This is a genomic window from Micromonospora sp. NPDC005087 (assembly GCF_042872965.1).
GTDB lineage: Bacteria > Actinomycetota > Actinomycetes > Mycobacteriales > Micromonosporaceae > Micromonospora.
Genome location: NZ_JBIALB010000005.1, coordinates 38,912 through 53,748, shown reverse-complemented (window position 1 = coordinate 53,748; position 14,837 = coordinate 38,912). Strand labels below are relative to the sequence as shown.

11 protein-coding genes are annotated in these 14,837 nt (G+C 70.4%); 8 read left to right on the top strand and 3 right to left on the bottom strand.

What is annotated here, in order from left to right:
- Positions 1 to 23 precede the first annotated feature (23 nt).
- Complete coding sequence (locus ACFYPS_RS14020) at positions 24 to 1,166, bottom strand: polyprenyl synthetase family protein (protein ID WP_354966524.1); 1,143 nt, start codon at positions 1,164 to 1,166, stop codon at positions 24 to 26.
- A gap of 65 nt (positions 1,167 to 1,231) precedes the next feature.
- On the opposite strand from ACFYPS_RS14020, the gene ACFYPS_RS14015 reads away from it, so the two are divergent.
- Positions 1,232 to 2,152 (top strand): phytoene/squalene synthase family protein, encoded by a 921-nt coding sequence (locus ACFYPS_RS14015; RefSeq protein WP_354966525.1) that lies wholly within the window; start codon positions 1,232 to 1,234, stop codon positions 2,150 to 2,152.
- Between the two features lie 38 nt (positions 2,153 to 2,190).
- Here the strand turns inward: ACFYPS_RS14015 and ACFYPS_RS14010 are convergent, their stop codons facing one another.
- Positions 2,191 to 3,291, bottom strand: coding sequence for a serine hydrolase domain-containing protein (locus ACFYPS_RS14010; protein ID WP_354966526.1), 1,101 nt, complete (start codon positions 3,289 to 3,291; stop codon positions 2,191 to 2,193).
- A gap of 90 nt (positions 3,292 to 3,381) precedes the next feature.
- On the opposite strand from ACFYPS_RS14010, the gene ACFYPS_RS14005 reads away from it, so the two are divergent.
- Complete coding sequence (locus ACFYPS_RS14005; protein WP_354966527.1) at positions 3,382 to 4,857, top strand: FAD-dependent oxidoreductase; 1,476 nt, start codon at positions 3,382 to 3,384, stop codon at positions 4,855 to 4,857.
- A 32-nt stretch (positions 4,858 to 4,889) separates the two neighbouring features.
- On the opposite strand, the gene ACFYPS_RS14000 is transcribed toward ACFYPS_RS14005, so the two are convergent.
- Positions 4,890 to 5,087: a DUF4267 domain-containing protein gene (locus ACFYPS_RS14000; protein ID WP_354966528.1), complete on the bottom strand. Its 198-nt coding sequence runs from the start codon at positions 5,085 to 5,087 to the stop codon at positions 4,890 to 4,892.
- A gap of 216 nt (positions 5,088 to 5,303) precedes the next feature.
- Between ACFYPS_RS14000 and ACFYPS_RS13995 the strand changes: the two genes are divergently transcribed.
- The 6 genes from ACFYPS_RS13995 (at position 5,304) to ACFYPS_RS13970 (ending at position 14,784) form a co-directional block, all read left to right on the top strand.
- Complete coding sequence (locus tag ACFYPS_RS13995; protein ID WP_354966529.1) at positions 5,304 to 6,305, top strand: LacI family DNA-binding transcriptional regulator; 1,002 nt, start codon at positions 5,304 to 5,306, stop codon at positions 6,303 to 6,305.
- 373 nt (positions 6,306 to 6,678) lie between these two features.
- Positions 6,679 to 8,058: an extracellular solute-binding protein gene (locus ACFYPS_RS13990; RefSeq protein ID WP_354966530.1), complete on the top strand. Its 1,380-nt coding sequence runs from the start codon at positions 6,679 to 6,681 to the stop codon at positions 8,056 to 8,058.
- An 87-nt stretch (positions 8,059 to 8,145) separates the two neighbouring features.
- Positions 8,146 to 9,099, top strand: coding sequence for a sugar ABC transporter permease (locus ACFYPS_RS13985; protein WP_354966531.1), 954 nt, complete (start codon positions 8,146 to 8,148; stop codon positions 9,097 to 9,099).
- A gap of 12 nt (positions 9,100 to 9,111) precedes the next feature.
- On the top strand, positions 9,112 to 9,999 hold the full coding sequence (locus tag ACFYPS_RS13980; RefSeq protein WP_354966532.1) for a carbohydrate ABC transporter permease: 888 nt from the start codon (positions 9,112 to 9,114) through the stop codon (positions 9,997 to 9,999).
- Between the two features lie 99 nt (positions 10,000 to 10,098).
- Entirely contained in the window at positions 10,099 to 11,766 is a 1,668-nt protein-coding gene (locus ACFYPS_RS13975; RefSeq protein ID WP_354966533.1) for a glycoside hydrolase family 13 protein, read from the top strand.
- A gap of 153 nt (positions 11,767 to 11,919) precedes the next feature.
- Positions 11,920 to 14,784, top strand: a complete 2,865-nt coding sequence (locus ACFYPS_RS13970) for a discoidin domain-containing protein (RefSeq protein ID WP_354966534.1) — start codon at positions 11,920 to 11,922, stop codon at positions 14,782 to 14,784.
- Positions 14,785 to 14,837 lie beyond the last annotated feature (53 nt).

Here is a 14,837-nt window from a genome sequence, read left to right as displayed (position 1 = left end):
CACCTCCTTGGAGAAGTCGTTCATCAGGCCCGCCGGTTGGTGGCGGCGGTGGCCAGCCCGGTCAGCGCGGTTCGCGCCGTCCGGTCCACGGGTGTGGCGTCGAGCGCGGCCAGCGCGTCACCCACCCGCTCGGCGATCATCCGCTCCACCCGCGCCACCGCCCCGGTGTCGGCGATCAGCTCGGCCAGCCGGTCGACCCGGCCCTCGCGGGCCCGGTCCAGCTCCTTGAGCTGGGTCGGGGTGGCCAACTGCCGGGCCAGCATGAGCAGCGTGGTCGGCTTGCCGGTGCGCAGGTCGTCACCGGCCGGCTTGCCGGTGGCGGCCGGGTCGCCGTAGGCGCCGAGCAGATCGTCGCGGAGCTGGAACGCCTCGCCGACGGCCAGGCCGTAGCGGGTGTACGCGGTGGCCAGCGGGTCATCGGCGGGCACCCCGGCCAGGCAGGCGCCGTAGAGCAGCGGTCGCTGGACGGTGTAGCTCGCCGTCTTGTAGCGGGCCACCCGCAGCGCCCGGTCGGTCGACCAGTTGACCACGTCGTTCTCGCCGAGCACGTCCAGATACTGCCCGGCGATGGTCTCCACCCGCATCTGGTCGTAGCACCGGCGGACCTCGAACAGCCGGGCCGGCGCCACGGTGGCGTGCGCCAGCAGCCGGTCGGCCCAGACCACGCAGAGATCGCCGATGAGCACCGCGACCGCTTCGCCGAACCGGCCGGGGTCGCCCCGGCGGCCGGCGGCGACATGTTGCGCGGCGAGGGCGACGTGGGTGGTGGGCCGGCCTCGGCGGGTGGCGGAGGAATCCATGACGTCGTCGTGCACGAGCGCGAAGGTGTGCAGCAGCTCGAGGGCGGCCAACGCGGGTAGCACCGGGGGGAGTGGCTCGCTGCCGCCGACCGCCCCGCGCCAGCCCCAGTAGGCGAAGGTGGGCCGGATCCGCTTGCCTCCGGCCAGCACGGCCCCTCGCGCGGAGGCCGCGAAGTCGCCCATCGCGGCGTCGATCTCGGCGAGCGAGTCGACCTCGCCGTTGAGGAAGGTGGTCAGGGTGTCGTCCACCGCCGTGATCAGGTCCTGGGTGTACGCGGCCAGCACGGCGCGGACTGGATTGGCCCCATCGCCCGGCCGTGCCGGCGTCACGCGGATCGCGCTACCGGCAACTGCGTCGTTGGCCATGCGGCCGAGCGTACCCTAGAGTTACGAGTTGCGTCGATTGGTGCGTCGATAAATGAGGAGGGCCGGTGGACGCCGATCTCACCGCTGCCTATGACCAGTGCCGTGAACTGCACAGACGCCACGGTCGCACCTACTATCTCGCCACCAGGCTGCTGCCCGCCTGGAAACGGCGGCACGTGCACGCCCTCTACGGATTCACCCGCTACGCCGACGAGATCGTGGACGGCACCGAGGACCTGCCGCCGGCCGAGCGGGCCGCCCGGCTGGACGACTGGGCCAGCCGCTTCGTGGCGGGCCTGCACGGCGCGTCGGTCGACGACCCGCTGCTGCCGGCCGTGCTGCACACGATCGCCGTCTTCAACCTCGACCGGGACGACTTCGCGTCGTTTCTGAAGAGCATGGCGATGGACCTGACGGTCACCGCGTACCCGACCTACGACCACCTGCTCGACTACATGGAAGGCTCGGCGGCGGTCATCGGCACCATGATGCTGCCTATCCTGGGCAGCTCCGACCCGGCCGAGGCCCGGGAGCCGGCTCGGCAGCTCGGCTTCGCCTTCCAGCTCACGAACTTCATCCGGGACGTCGCCGAGGACCTCGACCGGGGCCGCACCTACCTGCCGGACGAGGACCTGGCGAAGTTCGACGTCACCAACGACGAGCTGGCCCAGGCCCGCGCCCGGGGTCGCGGCACGCCCCGGATCCGCGAGCTGATCGAGTACGAGGTGACCCGGGCCCAGGCGCACTACGCTGCCGCCGCGCCCGGCATCACCATGCTCGCGCCGGCCTCGCAGGCCTGCATGCGCACCGCGTACGCCCTCTACGGCGGCATGCTGGACGAAGTGGCCGCGCAGGGATACGACGTCTTCGCCCGGCGGGCCCTGGTGCCGCAGCGGCGCCGGATGGCGGTGGCCGCCCGCGCCCTGCTCACCCCCGCCGGCACCCCGGTCACCATCCCCGGCCCGAAAGGAAGGGCACCTTATTAACGCCTGGTGTTGTACAAGGGGCCCTTCCTAACATCCGGTCACAGGCACGAGTGCAGTGCCTCGACGAGTTCGTCGACCCGGTCGTGCTCGGCCAACTGCGCGGTGGCGTACGCGAAGGTGTATCCGCGCTCCGGGTCGGCCCACGCGCTGCTGCCGCCGATGCCGCCCATGCCCCAGCTGCCGTCCGGCTCCCACTGCATGCCCAGCGTCCACTGGACCTGGCGGTCCAGCACCAGATCCGGCCCGTCGTACTGGACCCGGGTCGCCTCGGTCACCAGCTCCGGGCTGACCAGCCGGACGCCGTCCAGGACACCGCCCGCCAGCAGGCCGGCGTAGAGCCGGGCCAGGCTGGACGCGGTGGCGTGCAGGTTGACCGCGGGGACCTCGGCGCCCCGCCAGAGCGGACTGTTGAGCATGGCCAGGTCCCGTCCGCCGGGCGGGTTGTCCATCGAGCGGGCACGGAGAGAGCCGGGCTCGCCGAGCATCCGGACCGGCCATTCCGGGTCGCCGTAGCGCAGGTCCGCACAGCGCCGCTGGTCGGCCTCGGACAGCCCGAAGCCGAGGTCGAGCAGCCACCGGCCGGCGATCTCCTCGGCCAGGAACCGGCCCACCGAACGGCCGTCCACCCGGCGGACCAGTTCGCCCACCAGGTGCCCGTACGTCCAGGCGTGCTCCCCGGCCACCGAGCCGGGCGCCCATTCGGGGTCGGCGGCGGCGAGGTCGCCGGTGAGCAGCGCCCAGTCGACGATCGCGGTGGCCGGTCGGGGCACCGGGAAGGCCGGCAGCCCGGCGGTGTGCGACAACACCTGACGCACGGTGGCCGGGGTGCGAAACTCCGGCCAGTACCGGGCGACCGGCGCGTCGAGATCGACCCGACCCCGGTCGGCCAGCATCAACAGGCAGAGCGCGGCCACCGGCTTGCCGACCGAGTAGACGTTGACCAGCGTGTCCGGTCGCCACGGGTCGCCGTCGGCCGGACCGTCGGCCCCATCGCTGGATCCGGAGGTTGTGCGGGAGCCGCCGACCAGGTCGATCACCGGATGGCCGTCGTACCAGACGGTCAGGCTGGCACCGGTCTCCCGACCGGCGGCCAGCAGGTCGTGGAAGCAGTCCCGGACCGGGGCGAAGCGCGCGTGCATCCGGCCACCGTAGGCGCTCCGGCCCGGTGCGCGCGCCGGCTTTTCCCGGCCTCGGTGGTCGGGGCCGGGCCGCTGGGGGATGCTGTCGGGGTGGCGGAGCCGGAGTTGGTGGATGTGGTCGTGGTCGGGCTCGGGGTCGGCGGCGAGGAGGTGGCCGGGCGGCTCGCCGAGGCCGGCCTGAGCGTCGTCGGCGTCGAACGGGACCTGGTCGGCGGGGAGTGCCCGTACTGGGGCTGCATCCCGAGCAAGATGATGATCAGAGCGGCCAACGCGCTCGCCGAGGCGCGTCGGGTCGACGGGCTGGCCGGGACGGCGCAGGTCCAGCCGGACTGGGCGCCGGTGGCGAAGCGGATCCGCGAGGAGGCCACCGACACCTGGGACGACACGGTCGCGGTGCGGCGGTTCACGGACCGCGGTGGCCGGTTCGTCCGGGGCAGCGGCCGACTCGACGGCCCGGGCCGGGTCCGGGTCGGCGACCAGGTGTTCCAGGCCCGGCACGGGATCGTGCTGGGCACCGGCACCCGAGCGTCGGTGCCGCCGATTTCAGGTCTGGCCGACACTCCGTACTGGATCAACCGTCAGGCGATCGAGGTCGAGCAACTGCCGGAGTCACTGCTGGTGCTCGGCGGTGGCGCCATCGGGTTGGAGCTGTCCCAGGTCTTCGCACGGTTCGGGGTGCGGGTCACGGTGGTGGAGGCGCTGGACCGGGTGCTGGCCGTCGAGGAACCGGAGGCGTCCGAGGTGGCCGCCGCGGCGCTGCGCGCCGACGGCGTGGAGATCCACACGGGGGTACGAGCCGAGCGGGTCGAGCACGACGGGAGCCGGTTCACCCTGCACGGCGCCGGCGGGGCGGAGTTCACCGCGGACCGGCTGCTGGTGGTGACCGGCCGCCGGGCACACCTGGAGGAGTTGGGGCTGGACACGGTCGGGGTGGACGCCGCCCAGCGCTACCTGCCGGTGGACGATCGGCTGCGCGTCACCGATGGCATCTGGGCGGTCGGTGACGTGACCGGCGAGGGGGCGTTCACCCACATCGCCATGTACCAGGCGGCGATCGTGATCGCCGACGTGCTGGCCCAGGCTCGGCAGGCGAACGCGGGGCCGGACGCCAGCGGCACCGCCAGCGTGGTCGGCGGCGCGATGGGCGCGGCCAGCTCGCTGGGCTCCAGCGCGTCGAGCGGATCCGCGGGCAGTGTGCCGCGCGCCGACTACCGCGCGCTGCCCCGGGTGACCTTCACCGACCCCGAGGTCGGCGCGGTCGGGCTGACCGAGCAGCAGGCCCGGGAGCGCGGCATCAACGTGCAGATCGGGTACACCAAGCTGGGCAGCTCGACCCGGGGCTGGATCCACCGGGTCGGCGACGAGGGGTTCATCAAGCTGATCGCGGACGCCGACCGGGGCGTGCTGATCGGCGCGACCTCGGCCGGCCCGGCCGGCGGCGAGGTGCTCTCCGCGCTGGTGGTGGCGGTGCACGCGGCCGTGCCGCTGAGCCAGCTCCGGCACATGATCTACGCCTATCCGACCTTCCACCGGGCCATCGAGGACGCCCTGCGCAACCTGCGGTGACGTGTGCCCGACGTCGCCCAGGTGACAACCGGTTACGCGACGAGCAGGAGCACGCTGATCGCCAGCATCACCACGGCCGTGATCCCGTGGATGCCGTAGACGGCAACCTTGGGACCGTTGCTGCGCAGCACGATCAGCGCGTCGCCGACGGGTATGACGGTGGCGACCAGCATGAACCAACCCAACAGGTGGGGTGTCGCTCCAGCCAAGTCACCTGGAGCGCGTTGCACGGCATGGCTGTCCTGTCGGACAGTGGCCGCATCCCCCGGACGGCCAGGAGGGACGGCTCGACTTCCTCGTCACTCAGATCGCCGGCATCCCCGATGAAGCATCAAGTGGCAACTGAAGGCCAAGGCTCTGAGCAGGGCCACCCGCCGCAGCGGAGAAGCAACTGCCCGGCAGTTCCCTGTTCATTTCTTTCATTTCTGTGACGTACGATTGCGGCCGTGACCAAGCGGTTGACTGAAGTTGCCAAGAAGGCGGGCGTCAGCGAGGCCACCGTCAGCCGGGTGCTCAACGGCCGGGACGGGGTCTCCGAGGCGACCCGGACGGCCGTGCTGACCGCGTTGGACGTGCTCGGCTACGAGCGGCCGACCAAGTTGCGCGGCGAGCGTGCCCGGCTGGTCGGGCTGGTGTTGCCCGAGTTGCAGAACCCGATCTTTCCGGCGCTCGCCGAGGTGGTCACCGGGTCCCTCGCCCAGCGTGGCTACACCCCGGCGCTCTGCGCCCGCACCATCGGTGGCGTCTCCGAGATGGACTACGTGGAGATGCTCCTCGACCACCAGGTCTCCGGGGTGATCTTCGCCGGTGGCTCGTACGCGTTGGCCGACGCGCGGCACGACCACTACCGACGGCTTACCGACCGGGGCCTGCCGGTGGTGCTGGTGAACGCGGGGGTGGACGAGCTGGGCTTCCCCCGGGTCTCCACGGACGACGCGGTGGCGGTGGAGCAGGCGTACGGGCACCTGCGCTCGCTGGGGCACGACCGGATCGGGATGGTGCTCGGCCCGGAGGGGCACGTGCCGTCCCGGCGCAAGCTCGACGCGATGATCCGCGCCGCGGGCTGGACCGACGACACGGAGTGCGTCGAGCGCTCCAGCTTCTCGATGGAGGGGGCGCGGGTCGCCGCGACGAAGCTGGTCGAGCGTGGTGTCACCGGGATCATCTGCGCCAGCGACGTGCTGGCGCTGGGCACCATCCGGGCCGCGCGCCGGCTGGGTCGTGTGGTGCCGACCGACGTGTCGGTGGTGGGCTTCGACGACTCGGCCTTCATGACCTGCACCGACCCGCCGTTGACCACCGTGCGGCAGCCGATCGAGACGATGGGGCAGGCCGCGGTGGACCTGCTGGTCACCCAGATCGAGGGTGTCGGCGTGCTGCAGGACGAGTTGCTGTTCGAGCCCGAGCTGGTGGTGCGTGGTTCCACCGCCCCCGCCCCGGGCCGCTGATCGGCAGGCGGGCCGCCGACTGACCGTCCCGGCCCCGCCCCCGGATCGCTGAGACGACCTCCCGGCCGTCGACCGCTTCTCGCGGTCGGCGGCCGTTCTCGTTGCTGCTCGAATACCGCAGCGACGGCCTGGTCTGCTGACGGGCCATAAGGGACCAAAGGTCATCATCTCGGGCCCGTTTCGAAGTCCTGTCGACATTTGCCGTTAGAAAGTCGTGTCCTTTCACTACAGCATCGATACCTTGCCGAAATGAGTCGGCCTCGTTACAGTGACTCCACTCACACGTGGCTCCGGCGCAGTTACCGGCGGTCAGGTCGCATCACCGCAGCTCATCGAACGTCATGGAGACACCCGTTCCCGAAGGGATGGACAGATGTCCGTACCGCAATACCGAAAGGCTGCGGCGTTAGCGCTCGTGGCCGGCCTGGGGTTCAGCCTCACGGCATGCTCCACGAAGAGCGACGACAAGGACACGAACGCAGGCGGCAAGGTCACCATCACGGTCGACTGCCAACCCGTCGGCGCTCAGAAAGAGCTGTTGAAGAACTGGAACGATGATGTCGCCGAGTTCCAGCGGCAGAACCCGGACATCGTCATCAAGAGCGTGAGCGTCGGCGAGCAGTGCAACAACCCGCCGGACTTCACCGCCCGTCTCGCCGGCGGCACCGTGACCGACGTGTTCTACGGGTACATGACCGATCTCCAGCAGGTGCTCGACTCCGGCCAGGCGATGGACATCTCCCAGTACGCCAACAAGGACGCCATCCCGACCTGGGACAGCGTCGACCCGGCGCTCAAGGAGGTCTTCACCGACGGCGGCAAGCTCTACGCCGTCCCGGTGAAGAACTACTCGATGGGCCTGGTCTACAACAAGGTCCTGTTCCAGCAGGCGGGGCTCGACGTGAACAGCCCGCCCAAGACCTGGGGCGAGGTCCGGGCCGCCGCCAAGAAGATCTCCGCGCTCGGCAACGGCATCGCCGGCTACTCGGAGTACAGCGCCGGCAACACCGGCGGCTGGCACTTCACGTCCCTGCTCTACTCGCAGGGCGGCCAGGTGCTGACGCCGGACGGCAAGAAGGCCGACTTCAACAACGCGATGGGCAAGCAGGTCCTGCAGAACATCAAGGACATGCGGTACGGCGACAACAGCATGGGCGCCCGGCAGCTGCTGCAGTGGGGCGACCTGCTGACCAACGCCGGTGCGGGCAAGGTCGGCATGTTCATCGGCGCGCCGGACGCCACCCAGGCGATCGTCAGCCAGTTCCAGGGCAAGTTCCAGGACTGGGCGATGAGCCCGCTGCCGGGTCAGGACGGCGCGGCGAAGGGCACGCTCGGTGGCGGCGAGGGCTACTTCTTCAAGAAGGACCTCACCCCCGAGCAGGTCAAGGCCGGTCTGAAGTGGATCGCGTACCAGAAGCTGACGCCGGGCAAGGGCCAGTTCGACTACGTCCGGGCCAAGCCGCAGAACTACCCGGTGGGTCTGCCCCAGCCGCTGCTCTTCGCCAACGGCAGCGAGGCGCAGAAGCAGGAACTCGAACTGCGCAAGGCCAACGCGAACGTCGACACCGCGAACTTCGCGATCTTCGAGGCGACCCCGGTGCCGATCAAGGGTGAGCCGCGCAACGCGCAGGCGGTCTACGCGGTGCTCGACGCCGCGATGTCCGGGGTGCTGACGAACCCGAACTCGAACATCGACGCGCTGCTCAAGACGGCCGAGGAAAAGGTCAACCAGCTCCTGGCTGCCGAGAGCTGATCCGGTCAGGTGGGGGCCGGTACGCCGACCCGGCCCCCACCCCATCCGCGCCACACCGTCCGGTCACTGACTCACCCAGGAGTTGCCTTGGCGATCACCACCGTCCCGGGTACCACCAGAAAGCCGGGACGTCCCACGCCGCCCTACACGGGGCCGCAGCGTACGAGCCTCGGCCGCAAGGTGCGGGACAACCTCACCGGTCACGCGTTCCTGATCGGGGCGGTGCTCTGCTTCGTCGTCTTCTCCTGGTACCCGATGATCCGCGGCATCGTGATGAGCTTCCAGCGCACGCGGCGCGGCGAGACCACCTGGGTGGGCTGGGACAACTACTCCCGCATCATCGCCGACCCCAGCTTCTGGCCCGCCTGGCAGAACACGCTCTACTTCACGGTGCTCGCGCTCGTCCTCGGGTACGCGGTGCCGTTCTTCGTGGCGATCCTGCTCAACGAGTTCCGCCACGCCAAGGGATACCTGCGGATCCTGGTCTACCTGCCGGTGATGCTGCCACCAGCCTCGGCGCTGTACCTCTTCAAGTTCTACGCGTACGACCCCAGCGAGGCGGGTCTCTTCAACGCGATCCTCAAGGCGCTGCACCTGCCCACGTCGCAGTGGATGCAGTCCCCCGACATGACGATGCCGGCGATGGTGCTCGCGTCGACCTGGATGAACATGGGCGGCGCCGTGCTGATCTACCTGGCGTCGCTGCAGAACATCCCGGGCGAACTCTACGAGGCTGCCGAGCTCGACGGCGCCGGGATCTGGAAGCGGATCCGCCACGTGACGATCCCGCAGACCCGGCTGATCCTCGCGCTCCTGGCGATGATCCAGATCGTCGCCACGATGCAGCTCTTCATCGAGCCACTGATCCTCGCCAACGGCGCGGGCGCGGAGGATTCCGCGACCTCCGTGGCGTACCTCATCTACCAGCACGGCTTCTTCCAGAACGACCTCAACGGCGCCGCGGCGCTCGGCGTGCTCATGCTCGTGGTGCTGGCCGGCTTCTCCGCCGCCTACCTGCGGCTGAGCGCGAAACAGGACTAGGACGGGCGAGACATGGCACAGGACTCCGGCACCCGGACCCTCATCTCTCACGCGCAGCTCCGCCGTGGGCGCGGCAGGTTCATCTACTGGGCTCTGCTCACCGTCGTCGTCGTGGGCTTCACGCTGGTCTTCCTCGGGCCGCTCTACTGGATGGTCACCGGCGCGCTCAAGTCCGGCCAGGAGATCGCCCAGACGCCGCCGTCGCTGTTCCCGAAGGACCCGCAGCCGCAGAACTACATCGACGCCTGGAACAACCTGGACCTCGCCAAGCTGCTGTTCAACACGTTCTACTACGCCGCCGGCGCGGTGGTGTTCCAGCTCGTCCTCGACACCGCCGCCGCGTACTCCCTGTCCAAGCTTCGGCCGATGTTCGGCAACGTGATCCTCGCGCTGATGCTGGCGACGCTGATGATTCCGGCGATGGTGCTCATCGTCCCGCAGTACGTGACCGTGATCGACCTGCCGATCCTGCACATCAACCTGCTCGACTCGCCGTTCGCGATCTGGCTGCCCCTGGTCGCGAACGCGTTCAACATCTTCCTGCTGAAGCGGTTCTTCGACTCGATCCCCGAGGAGCTGATGGCGGCGGCCCTGGTGGACGGGGCGACGCCGCTGCGCACGCTGTGGTCGATCATCCTGCCGATGTCCCGTCCCATCCTCGGCGTAGTGTCGATCTTCGCCGTGACGGCCGTCTGGAAGGACTTCCTGTGGCCGAAGCTGGTCATGCCGTCGCCGGAGACCCGGACCGTCAGCGTCGGCATCTACGCCTTCGCGGGTGGTACGCCCATGAACGTGGTCATCGCCGCGTCGGTCATCGCCGCGGTCCCGACCGTCATCGTCTTCCTGATCTTCCAGCGGAACATCATGTCCGGTCTGACCACAGGCAGCCTCAAGGGATAGCGACCAGCGCAACCTCCCGTGGCGAACAACAGCCGTTCGCCCGACACACTCTCAGGTCCGGCGAACCCGCCGACGTACTGAAACAGAAAGCAGGTGCTCGTGTCCACAGCAGACAGCAGTCCGTGGTGGCGTGGAGCGGTGATCTACCAGGTGTATCCGCGTAGCTTCGCCGACGGCAACGGCGACGGCATCGGCGACATCGCCGGTATCCGGTCCCGGCTGAATCATCTGTCCGCGCTCGGCATCGACGCGATCTGGTTCAGTCCCTGGTACCCCTCCCCGATGGCCGACGCCGGCTACGACGTGTCCGACTACCGCGACATCGACCCGGTCTTCGGCACGCTCGCCGAGGCGGAGGCGCTGATCTCGGAGGCACACGCGCTGGGCATCCGGACCATCGTCGACGTGGTACCCAACCACTGCTCGGACGTGCACCCCTGGTTCCAGGCCGCGCTCGTCGGCGGGCCCGACGCGCCGGAGCGGGACCTGTTCTGGTTCCGTCCCGGCCGGGGCCCGAACGGCGACCAGCGGCCCACCGACTGGGTCGGTGAGTTCGGCGGCCCGACCTGGACCCGGACCACCAACCCGGACGGCAGCCCCGGCGACTGGTACCTGCACCTGTTCGCCCCCGAGCAGCCGGACTTCAACTGGGACCACCCCAGGGTGCGCGCCGAATTCGAGGACATCCTGCGGTTCTGGTTCGACCGGGGGGTGGACGGCATCCGGATCGACTCGGCCGGGCTGCTGGTCAAGGACGGGACGCTGCCCGAGGTCCACCCGGACCTGCCGCACCCGTTCCACGACCTTGACGGGGTGCACGACATCTACCGGGGCTGGCGGCGCGTCGCCGACGAGTACCCCGGCGAGCGGGCCCTGATCGGTGAGGTGTGGTTGCCGGATCGGCAGCGGTTCGCCAACTACCTGCGCCCGGACGAGCTGCACGCCGCGTTCAACTTCGACTTCCTCGGCTGCGCCTGGGACGCCTCGGCCCTACGCGAGAGCATCGACGGGACGCTGAGCGCGCACGCGCCGGTCAACGCGCCGGCCACCTGGGTGCTCTCCAACCACGACGTCACCCGGCACGTGACCCGCTACGGCCGGGCGGACACCACGTTCAGCTTCGCCGCCAAGCGCGAGGGGACCCCCACCGACCTGGAGTTGGGCACCCGCCGCGCTAGGGCCGCCGCGCTGCTGTCGCTGTCGCTGCCCGGCGCCGCCTACGTCTACCAGGGTGAGGAGCTGGGGCTCTGGGAGGTCGAGGACATCCCGTACGCGCTGCGCCAGGACCCGATGTGGGAACGCTCCGGCCGGGTCGACCCCGGTCGGGACGGCTGCCGCGTGCCGCTGCCGTGGGCCGGTGACGAGCCCCCGTTCGAGTTCAGCCCCGACGGCGCCGCAACGCCATGGCTGCCCCAGCCGGCCGACTGGAAGGACCGGACGGCCCGGGCGCAGACCGGCGACGCCGCCTCGATGCTGGAGCTGTACCGGGCGGCGATCCAGATCCGGCGGGCCGACCCGGCGCTCGGCGACGGCGAGATGAGCTGGCTGCCCGCACCGGACGGCGTGCTCGCCTTCAGCCGTGGCGGTGGCTTCCGCTGCCTGGTCAACCTCACCGACGCCCCGGTGCCGCTGCCCGGCGACGGGGACCTGCTGCTGGCCAGCGGGCCGCTCGACGAGGGTCTGGTGCCGTCGGACACCGCCGTCTGGCTGCGTACCGCCCAACCTGCGGACGAGCCGCGGGCGGCGGACGGGCCTGGCCTGACCTGATCGCCGTGGTGCCGGCGGCCCGTCCCGGCCGCCGGCACCACACCACCATCCCGGCCCCGCGCCGGACGACGAGGAGGAAGGAGGAACGGGGGACGCCACGCCGCACGGACACGGGGGGATCTGGCCTGCCTGACGAAAGGGAGAGCGCAGCTCATGGCCAACCACACCACCGGCACCCCGCACCATTTCCGACACCCGACCCGGGTAGCGTTGGCCGCCATCGTCGCCACCCTGCTCGCCGCGACATCGGTGACCGCCCTCGCGATCACCGGCACCGCGACCCCGGCCTCGGCAGCCGGGCTGTCCCCCTTCGACATCCCCGGCCGGGGCGCCACCGTCCCGTTCGTCGAGCACGAGGCCGAGAAGGCCGCCCACACCGGCACGAAGATCGGCCCGGACCGGCGCTACGGCACGCTGCCGTCCGAGGCGTCCGGCCGGGAGGCGGTCACCCTCGACTCCGTCGGCGAGTACGTCGAGTTCACCCTCACCGCCCCCGCCAACGCGGTCACCTTCCGGCACAGCCTGCCGGACAGCCCGGCCGGCACCGGCCGGGACGCCGCCATCGACCTGCGGGCCAACGGGAACCTGCTGAAGTCGGTTCCGGTGACCTCGAAGTACGGCTGGTACTACGGCGGCTACCCGTTCAACAACAACCCGGGCGACACCAACCCGCACCACTTCTACGACGAGACCCGGGCGATGTTCGGCAGCACCTACCCGGCCGGCGCCAAGATCCGGTTGCAGGTCTCCTCGACCGCCCAGTCGCCCAGCTTCACCATCGACCTGGCCGACTTCGAGCTGGTCGGCGGGCCCCTCGACAAGCCCACCGGTGTGCTCGACGTGGTCACCGACTTCGGCGCCGACCCGAGCGGCGCGACCGACTCGACCGCGAAGTTCCAGGCGGCGGTCGACGCCGGGAAGGCCCAGGGCCGGGCGGTCTGGATCCCGACCGGCACCTTCACCCTCTGGGACCACGTGGTGGTCGACGGGGTGACCCTGCGCGGCGCCGGCCCGTGGTATTCGGTGCTCGGTGGCCGGCACCCCACCGACCGCAAGCGGGCCGCCGGCATCTACGGCAAGTACGTCCCCGGCGGTGGGTACACCGGCGCGGTCCGCCCGCACGAGGCCGGCGGGCCGAGTCGCAACGTGACGCTGCGGGACTTCGCCATCATCGGCGACATCCGGGAACGGGTGGACGACGACCAGGTCAACGCGCTGGGCGGGGCGATGACCAACTCGGTGGTGGACAACCTCTGGCTGGAGAACACCAAGGTCGGGGCCTGGATGGACGGCCCGATGGACAACTTCACCATCCGTAACAGCCGGATCCTGGACCAGACCGCCGACGGGGTGAACTTCCACACCGGCGTGACCAACTCGACGGTGACCAACACCTTCGTCCGCAACACCGGCGACGACGCGCTCGCGATGTGGGCGCAGAGCGTGCCGAACGTCAACAACTCCTTCACGCACAACACCATCGGCGTGACCCTGCTGGCGAACCACCTGGTCAGCTACGGCGGTCGGGACATCAAGATCACCGACAACGTGACGGCCGACTCGCTGACCAACGGTGGCGGCATCCACGTCGCCAACCGCTACCCCGGCGTGCAGGGCGCCACCGGAGTCCAGGGCACCTGGACGATCGCCCGGAACACGTTGATCCGCAACGGCAACTCGGACTACAACTGGAACTTCGGCGTCGGGGCGGTCTGGTTCTCCGCGCTCAACGAGGCGTTCCAGCAGCCCACCATCAACATCACCGACACCGACATCCTGGACAGCTCGTACGCGGCGCTGCACTGGATCGAGGGCCAGACCAATGGCATCAACCTCAACAACGTACGGATCGACGGCGCCGGCACGTACGCCCTCCAGGTGCAGGCGCCCAGCCAGGTGTCGTTCACCAACGTGCGGGCCACCAACATCGCGCAGAGCAACCCGATCCACAACTGCGTGGGCGGCGGCTTCCAGATCACCCAGGGCGCCGGCAACTCCGGCTGGTACACCCCGACCCCGTACTGCGGCCCGTGGCCCGACCCGCAGTGGGGCGGTGGACCCAGCACCCCGCCGACCACCCCGCCACCCACCACTCCGCCACCCACCACCCCACCGCCCACCGGGGGGAACCTGGCGCTGAACCGGCCGGCGACCGCCACCAGCACCAACCAGAGCTACACCGCGGGCAACGCGGTGGACGGCAACGCGGCCACCTACTGGGAGAGCGCCAACAACGCCTTCCCACAGACCGTGACCGTCGACCTGGGCTCGGCACGGTCGGTCGACCGGGTGGTGCTCAAGCTGCCCGCCGGCTGGGAGCGCCGTACCCAGACCCTGTCGGTGCTCGGCTCCACCGACGGGTCGTCGTACGCCACGTTGGCCGCCTCCGCCGGCCGGGTCTTCGACCCCGGCACGGGCAACAGCGTGTCGATCGGCCTGCCCGCCGGTGATCGCCGCTACATCCGGGTGAGCATCACCGGCAACACGGGCTGGCCAGCCGCACAGCTCTCCGAGGTCGAGGTGTACGGCGGCACGCCCACCACGCCGCCGCCCACGACGCCGCCCCCGACGACTCCGCCCCCGACCACGCCGCCACCCACCGGCAACCTGGCGGCCGGGCGGCCGGTCACCGAGACCAGCCACGTCGACGTGTACGCCGCGCTGAACGTGGTGGATGGCAACCCGAGCACCTACTGGGAGAGCGCCAACAACGCGTTCCCACAGTCGGTGACCGTGGACCTGGGAACCGCCCGGTCGGTGTCCCGGGTCGTGCTGAAGCTGCCGCCGTCATCGGCCTGGCAGACCCGCACCCAGACGCTGTCGGTGCTCAACTCCGCCAACGGCTCGTCGTTCACCACCCTGAAGGCGTCCGCCGGCTACACCTTCAACCCGGCCAGCGGCAACACGGTCACCGTGACGTTCGCGCCGACCAGCCAGCGGTACCTGCGGCTGACCGTCACCGGCAACAGCGGCTGGCCGGCCGGTCAGCTCAGCGAGTTCGAGGTCCACTCCAGCTAGGTCGGCGGCCCCGCCCAGCCGGGGCGGGGGCACCGGCTCCGGGCACCACACCC

Excerpts from the sequence above, each read along its gene's own strand:
- ACFYPS_RS13980 (WP_354966532.1), top strand. The coding sequence starts at position 9,112 with ATGGCACAGGACTCCGGCACCCGGACCCTCATCTCTCACGCGCAGCTC.
- ACFYPS_RS14010 (WP_354966526.1), bottom strand. The coding sequence starts at position 3,291 with ATGCACGCGCGCTTCGCCCCGGTCCGGGACTGCTTCCACGACCTGCTG.
- ACFYPS_RS13970 (WP_354966534.1), top strand. The coding sequence starts at position 11,920 with ATGGCCAACCACACCACCGGCACCCCGCACCATTTCCGACACCCGACC.
- ACFYPS_RS14020 (WP_354966524.1), bottom strand. The coding sequence starts at position 1,166 with ATGGCCAACGACGCAGTTGCCGGTAGCGCGATCCGCGTGACGCCGGCA.
- ACFYPS_RS13990 (WP_354966530.1), top strand. The coding sequence starts at position 6,679 with ATGTCCGTACCGCAATACCGAAAGGCTGCGGCGTTAGCGCTCGTGGCC.